This window comes from Lactobacillus sp. UMNPBX12 (genome assembly GCF_002553955.1).
Classification (GTDB): Bacteria; Bacillota; Bacilli; order Lactobacillales; family Lactobacillaceae; genus Lactobacillus; species Lactobacillus crispatus.
In genome coordinates, this window is the sequence record NZ_PCYY01000040.1 from 1 (window position 1) to 6587 (window position 6587).

General features: G+C 34.3%; 8 protein-coding genes and 1 pseudogene. 1 reads left to right on the forward strand and 8 read right to left on the reverse strand.

Translation table 11 applies throughout. The features are described 5' to 3' along the window. The 7 genes from CP363_RS10115 to CP363_RS10145 all read right to left on the reverse strand — a co-directional run. On the reverse strand, positions 1-371 hold a 371-nt coding region (locus tag CP363_RS10115; protein ID WP_143468720.1), incomplete at its 3' end, for a helix-turn-helix domain-containing protein. Between the two features lie 469 nt (positions 372-840). After that, positions 841-1374: an ImmA/IrrE family metallo-endopeptidase gene (locus tag CP363_RS10120; RefSeq protein WP_089145937.1), complete on the reverse strand. Its 534-nt coding sequence runs from the start codon at positions 1372-1374 to the stop codon at positions 841-843. Then, positions 1358-1720, reverse strand: coding sequence for a helix-turn-helix domain-containing protein (locus tag CP363_RS10125; RefSeq protein WP_005721163.1), 363 nt, complete (start codon positions 1718-1720; stop codon positions 1358-1360). Before CP363_RS10125 ends, CP363_RS10120 begins: the two co-directional genes overlap by 17 nt. A 24-nt stretch (positions 1721-1744) precedes the next feature. Next, complete coding sequence (locus CP363_RS10130; protein ID WP_023488642.1) at positions 1745-2137, reverse strand: hypothetical protein; 393 nt, start codon at positions 2135-2137, stop codon at positions 1745-1747. A gap of 6 nt (positions 2138-2143) precedes the next feature. Continuing rightward, a complete protein-coding gene (locus CP363_RS10135) occupies positions 2144-2551 on the reverse strand; it encodes a hypothetical protein (RefSeq protein ID WP_098036205.1) in 408 nt (135 codons plus the stop codon). Further along, a complete protein-coding gene (locus CP363_RS10140) occupies positions 2551-3174 on the reverse strand; it encodes a DUF4417 domain-containing protein (RefSeq protein WP_205838134.1) in 624 nt (207 codons plus the stop codon). Before CP363_RS10140 ends, CP363_RS10135 begins: the two co-directional genes overlap by 1 nt. 220 nt (positions 3175-3394) lie before the next feature. Continuing rightward, on the reverse strand, positions 3395-5167 hold the full coding sequence (locus CP363_RS10145) for an oleate hydratase (RefSeq protein WP_098036207.1): 1773 nt from the start codon (positions 5165-5167) through the stop codon (positions 3395-3397). Positions 5168-5272: 105 nt separating this feature from the next. Between CP363_RS10145 and CP363_RS10150 the strand changes: the two genes are divergently transcribed. Next, a complete protein-coding gene (locus tag CP363_RS10150; RefSeq protein WP_005725250.1) occupies positions 5273-5785 on the forward strand; it encodes a TetR/AcrR family transcriptional regulator in 513 nt (170 codons plus the stop codon). 45 nt (positions 5786-5830) lie between these two features. Here the strand turns inward: CP363_RS10150 and CP363_RS10155 are convergent. Beyond that, a pseudogene (locus CP363_RS10155) lies at positions 5831-6532 on the reverse strand (MFS transporter); the annotation flags it as partial. Positions 6533-6587 lie beyond the last annotated feature (55 nt).

Genomic DNA, 6587 nt, shown 5'->3' on the forward strand with positions numbered 1-6587 from the left:
AATTCACCGATAGCTAAGCTACGATTGGCACAAACGTCAAGTGACCAGCCGTCCTCAAAAAAATGATTAATGACGTAGCTAATAAAGTTTGCTTTCTTCAAGAAGTCCGATTTACGACCACAGTGACGACGATTAATCTGATAAACGCTCTGACCATGTTCAGCCTTATAGCGCTGCTGCTTGCCATGATAGAGAGAAACAGTACCACGTTTAACCTCATAGCTAATTGTAGAAGGAGAGCAGCCCAATTCGCGAGCAATCGCTCTAATAGAATAACCATCTTTTAAACGGGTTTGGATAACAACCCGCTCTTCAAATGATAAGTGCTTGCCTTTAACGTGCTGATTCATGGTAAAATGTAAAGAGTCCATTTGTGACCTCCAATAGATGTTTTTGTGGATATTAACATTCTATCAAACAGGTCCAGATGGACTTTTATTTTTATAAAGTGTTCAACTTGATTTTACAATCGGCGAAATTATTTTATATCCGTTCAAGCTAATCTAATTCAAATTAGTTTAATTTCTACCTCAACTTTAACCTGTAATTCAAATTAATTTTAATCTCTTAAGACTTTTGAGATAAGTTTTAAGTTAACTTGAATTTGCTGAAAATTTTACTGCTAGATTTAAATAAAAAGAAAGCTTGTCATCTAACAAACTTTCTTTTTTCATATAATAATCGTTAACTACATCAACTTATATTTCTTCATCAATTCTTCAATATAAGTGCCTAGAAGTTTTATACTGAAATCTTGTTCTCTCTCAACTTTGATATAAATTTGGCTTCCGCGCCAAATTTAAGGATATGCAAAGAAAGACGCAATTATCACATTTTTAATTAAATATGAGTTAATTGATAATGAGCTGCAATTTGAGAAACTTTGCATTTATCAACTATTTCTGATTCACTCATGTTTTTTATTCTTTCATATGGCATCAATAATTCACCGGCAAAACATTCTGCTTGCCATTCTGGATTTTTATATATTGGAATTTCTCCATTTCTTCTATATAGAGTCAGTGAAGAAGGTTGATGTAATATAAGGTGTAGCAACTCATGTGCTATTGTCATTCTATCACGTCCAACATTTCTAATCGCTCCCATGTACACCGATTCTTTAATAAGAATTTTATCCTTAACGATATCAGTTTGTGCCTGAACATCACATTCTAATTCATCATTGTCTACAATTTCAAATGAAAAATTAGGATCTAATTCTGATATTTTTTCTAGTACACGCGTAATATCAATATAAAGTTGACAAGGATTTATCCCTAATAATAATCGTACATCTCTAGCTAATGCTCTTAAATCTTTACGAGATTCTGGTTTAGCTTCAAATATTGAATCATAACTAATTATGTCTCTCACCTTCTTTCAAAATCTTCTGAATTTGAGCTATTTGTTTATCTGTCAAATCATCAAATTTTCTTGCAAACATCAATGTAGCTTCCTGCTTTTCAGGTGAAAATTTAGATATATCCAAGCTTTCTTCACTTATGCTCAATGCATCTTTTAGCTCTTGTTCTTGCTCTCTATCCAAGTTATATCTATCAACAATATTATTAATTAATGATGCGGAAGCCTTCTTATGGCCATTTTCAACACCAGATAAAAAAGCCGAGCTTACCCCGACGTTTTCCGCCATATCATAAAGTCGTTCATCTCGATCTACCCTAAGTTTTCTCAAAAATTTTCCCAGTGCTGTATAAGTCATAGTTTACTTTCTCTTTTCTAATATTTACTTTCTAAAATCTTTATTATAAATAATCTCATTCACTGAAAGAAGATCATATCTTTTAACATTTAAATAAATTATACTATTACTTTCTTTTGTATCATAATCTGGCAAATAAAACAGATCACCAACGGAGTTAAAAACCTTTCTAAATTTTACACCACCTACTTTCTCTTGACCTATAACTTTAAATTTTGTCCCAGAAACAGAATCACTCAAGTCGCCTAAAATACTAATTCTACAACTATACCTATTGCCTGTTTTTAAAAAATTGAACTTATCATCTCCTAAAATATCTGAATCATCAAACACAGTATAACTTTGATTCGTTTTTTGACTCTCAAGAACAAGATCTCGAGTAACTTCATAATTAATGATTTTTGTTAATTCATACATAGTATTTTATGCCTTTCCAATCGGATAAAAACTGACGATATAACCATTATCTCCATATGCTATTAAATATATCATTCCATTGTGATTATATATAAAAACATCTGCTAGCTGTTTACCTTCTTTTCTACTTATATGTTTAATTGGCTTTAATTGAAGAATTTTCTTTGCAAGCAAAGGAATATTAGTGTTTGAACCAAAATCTTTTCCATGCCAAGTTTTTATATGCAATAACCCACTTTTTAAGTTTCCTTTCTCCAGCCACATTAATTTACCAGCATAGTTTTTCGTAATCATCACTATATCTGATTTATTATACTTAGCATTACTGTTTTCTAATTCATGCATCAAATCTTTAGGCTTTAGTCGTTCTTTTGCACCATTAGTATTAATATACCCTTTATAACCACTTCCCATCAGCAAGCCTCCTTAGCAAAAATTTCTTGCCATGAGGGATATCTTATAAATTTAATGTTTCTTTTATATGGTCCAAAAATATCATCGGGCATCGTACCATAAACCAAAACTTTTTTGGGTCTAACTCTTTCTAGAGCAATTTCTAATCCAGCTTCAAATAATATTCTTTTTTCTTTATCAGCAATTTGCCCATATGTACCCACTGAACAAACTTGATGCTTAGGAATTCCCTGAAAAACAAAATCATATGATCTTTTATCACCCCAACGTAAATTTGGAATAATATTTAAACCATAATTTTGTAACTCTAGAGCAACTCTATTTTTCTCATATACAGCAAATTTTTGTAACACTAATGGTTCGTCAGCATAAATGCTATAATCAGGCTGGACTACAGATCCTGCTTTTAACAATGATGGAACAAGTTTAGCAATTCTTTCATCTTTTAATTTAGATTCAAAACTTTTATCCCATTCATAGAAACAAATAGCATCATTTAATGACGCTATTTTTCTGTCAGAAAAACGAATCATTTGAAAAGGGATCACTAAATCTTCTTTTTGCTTATTCAGTACTGGGTATTCATCTTCCCCAGTAAAATTAGCATTAAGTAAGTTGGACAATATTATCTCCTCACAATCTACTAAAAATCGAAGAGAAACATGGTACACTAAATATGGTTACAGAAGTATACTTGCTTCTCTTGCAGCGATTGTTTCAGCAATCGCTGTATTTTATTTCAGTTTTCAGTTAATATTATTAACTTATTTAGTTAATTTGTCAAATATAAAAAGAAAGTCTGTCAATCTAACAAACTTTCTTTTTTCATATAATAATCGTTAACTACATCAACTTATATTTCTTCATCAATTCTTCGATATAAGTGCCCTTAACCTTCTTAAGCATCCCTTTAATCGCAAACTTTTCAGGCATTGGCAAATCAAGATCAGCCAACTTCTTCTGGTCATTCAGGTAATACATCGCATTCATCAACATTCTGACATCAAATGCGGAAGCGAAGACTTCTGGTACACCGCGGTCAATATTAAGCAAAGTGTAGACAGCTTCCATTGCCGTCCGAACTGAATACTCTGTCGTAAAGACAGTGTCTCTTGGAGTTTCGGCAAAGTTACCAATAAAGGCTAAGTTTTTAGAATGATCTGGAACAACCTTTGGGCGGTCGCCTAAAGCTCTTGGCATAAAGTAAGAAGTAATATATGGCATGTGAACCGGAATTGTTGTAGCTGCGGCAGCTATTTCAGGAATTCTTTCTTCCGGCACACCCATGTGATAGAGCCACTCTTCACACATTTCAAGCCCATTACAATCAGGCATCGTCTTTTCCACATAATTACCTTTGGTATCAGAGAACAAACCATATAACCAAACAATCAATTCATTTGGTTTTTGCGCCTTAAAGTGTGGCTGACGGCTGATTGAGTAACCTAATAGCCAATTAGAATCCTTAATAGTAGTTGGTCCACTAGTTACGATTGAGCCACTGTGTGGATCCTTTTTATTAACAGCTTCAATAAACGGCACCACATCATCGTTTTTAAAGGTAATAGTTGCAGACATCCGCCAGTTTGCCTTTGGAATATCTTTGCAGAAGACATCAGGGTGGCCAAAGTCTTCATCTTGAGCTGCTAAGTTCTTCCACAATTGCCAGCTTGCACCCAATTCATGTTCTGCTGGAGCGGGATGCAGTTGATCTCCATAGGTAGTACTCTCAGTAATTGAACCATTAGTAACGAAGACTAAGTCATTTGGTGTTAAGTCAATGCTCTTCTTTTCGCCATCTTCGGTTAAAATAATTTGTTTAGCAACCTTTTCGCCGTCAGAGCGGTTAACAAAGATATTATCAACCACCGTATTATAGTGGAAGATTACACCACGATCCTTTAAATACTTGACCAGCGGCAAAATCAATGATTCATATTGGTTATACTTGGTAAAACGCAATGATGAAAGATTCTTCAAGGTTGCTACATGCTGTACAAAGCGCATCAAGTAGCGGCGCATCTCCATCGCACTTGCCCATGGTTCAAAAGCAAACATTGTTGACCAATATAACCAGAAGTTAGATTCAAAGAATTCCTTAGTGAAGACTTCATTAATCTTCTTATTTTGCAAGTCTTTTTCGGGAGTTAAACAAAGATCAACAATTTCCTTCACTGCCTTTGGTGTCAAAAGAAGTTGCCCATCAGTCGGCAAAGCTTGACCACGATTTACAATTACTCTAGTTTTAGCATAACTTGGATCTTTTCTATTTAAACGATAGAAGGAATCCAAAATAGATTCACCTTCATGGTCAGGCGAAGGGATTGATCTAAATAAATCCCACAAACATTCAAAGTGCGGCTCCATTTCACGACCGCCACGAATGATGTAACTTTCCTTTTCTTTATTATAGATCCCATCCATTGAGCCACCAGGCAGACCTAATTCTTCAAAAATGTGAATTTTCTCGCCCTTCATTTGGCCATCACGAATTAAAAAGACAGCAGTAGCTAATGCAGCCAAGCCACTACCAACAATATAAGCAGATTTTTGATCAACATCTTTAGGTTTATCAGCCTTAACAAAGGCTTCATAATTGCCATTACTATAATGCATAATTGACACTTCTTTCAATAATCGTTACACTTGTAACTATTTATGCTTATAATATAATGTAAGCGGTATCAGTTGTCAAACATTTTACATTTGGGGATGATCTTGATGAATATGAAGAGTCTGCATACGCAGCAACAAATTGAACATGCATTATTCAAATTACTACAAAAAAAGCCTTATACGGAGATCTCTATTGCAGAAATCACCCGTAAGGCTAAGGTATCTCGTACTTCCTTTTATCGCAATTATGACCAAAAAGATGAAGTCATTGCGCAATTTTTATTTAATCAATACCATAATTTTATCGCTGATATTGATCAACATAATTTGAGAACTTTTAAGCAGCAGCTTACTGCCTACCTTGAATTCTTCAAAGATAATCCTCAACTAATGAAATTACTGCTTGATGCAGGATTTGAAGGAGAATTACTTAATTTTCAAACTAAATATTTGAAAAAGCTGATGTCAGTTTACCATTCTGATGTCCACCTACCCGACTATGCAATAGCCTATCAATCTGGTGGAATCTATATGCTGTTAGTCTGGTGGGTTAAGCAAAATTATCAGACCAGCTTGACTGATTTAATCACTTATGCCGAAAAACACATTATGCTGTAACTAAAAAAGAAGAGCTCACAAATCGAGCTTTCATTTTCAAAATTATTACAATTTCTTGCATTTTTTACCAAAGTTAAAGTAGAAATTCATTACAAAGGCGATAATTAACAAAATCAATGAAACCAACATAATTTCCTTAATACCGCCGTGGAAAATAGTTCTCATTGTTGGCACTAAGTTTTGCGGCAAACTCTTGGCACTTTGCGCATCACTCAATTTATTCATCATGGTCATCGTGATTCCCTTGTGCGTTTGAACTCCGCTGGCCAAGTTCAGATTCATAATTACGCCATAAACAGCAGCCATTACTGTTTGAGCTAAAATTCTGATCAAATATGAAGTTGAAGTGGCCGTTGCCATATTCTTTAGTCCCGCATCAAGTTGTACCTTTAATTGCAAAGCAACAAAGATAAAGCCAACCCCAATGCCAGAAAATGCACCAATAAAGGTCAACATCTGCACAGGCGTATGTATGCCAGAAATAAACAAACCAGCTGATGAGATAATCATGGCAACTATTCCAATCAAAACTAATTTAAAGGTTGTCATATGCTCCTGAATCGCTGCTACACTTTGAGATGCGATAATTTCAACAATCGAATTTGGAATTAACGTCATCCCACCAATTAAAGCTGACAAGCCTAGTAATGCATGAGCCCACATTGGCATATAGGTATTTACTGCTAAAAAGGCACCCCAAGTAAAGGCAAATAATAAAAAGTCGCCATCTAAATCTTTATTTTTAAAGGTTCAGTATAAATTCTTGTGTAAACGGCTGTGAGATTTAGGATGCCTTTCGGGA

Coding starts and splice junctions, on each gene's coding strand:
- CP363_RS10125 (WP_005721163.1), bottom strand. CDS start 1,720: ATGACTTATACAGCACTGGGAAAATTTTTGAGAAAACTTAGGGTAGAT.
- CP363_RS10135 (WP_098036205.1), bottom strand. CDS start 2,551: ATGGGAAGTGGTTATAAAGGGTATATTAATACTAATGGTGCAAAAGAA.
- CP363_RS10145 (WP_098036207.1), bottom strand. CDS start 5,167: ATGCATTATAGTAATGGCAATTATGAAGCCTTTGTTAAGGCTGATAAA.
- CP363_RS10130 (WP_023488642.1), bottom strand. CDS start 2,137: ATGTATGAATTAACAAAAATCATTAATTATGAAGTTACTCGAGATCTT.
- CP363_RS10150 (WP_005725250.1), top strand. CDS start 5,273: ATGAATATGAAGAGTCTGCATACGCAGCAACAAATTGAACATGCATTA.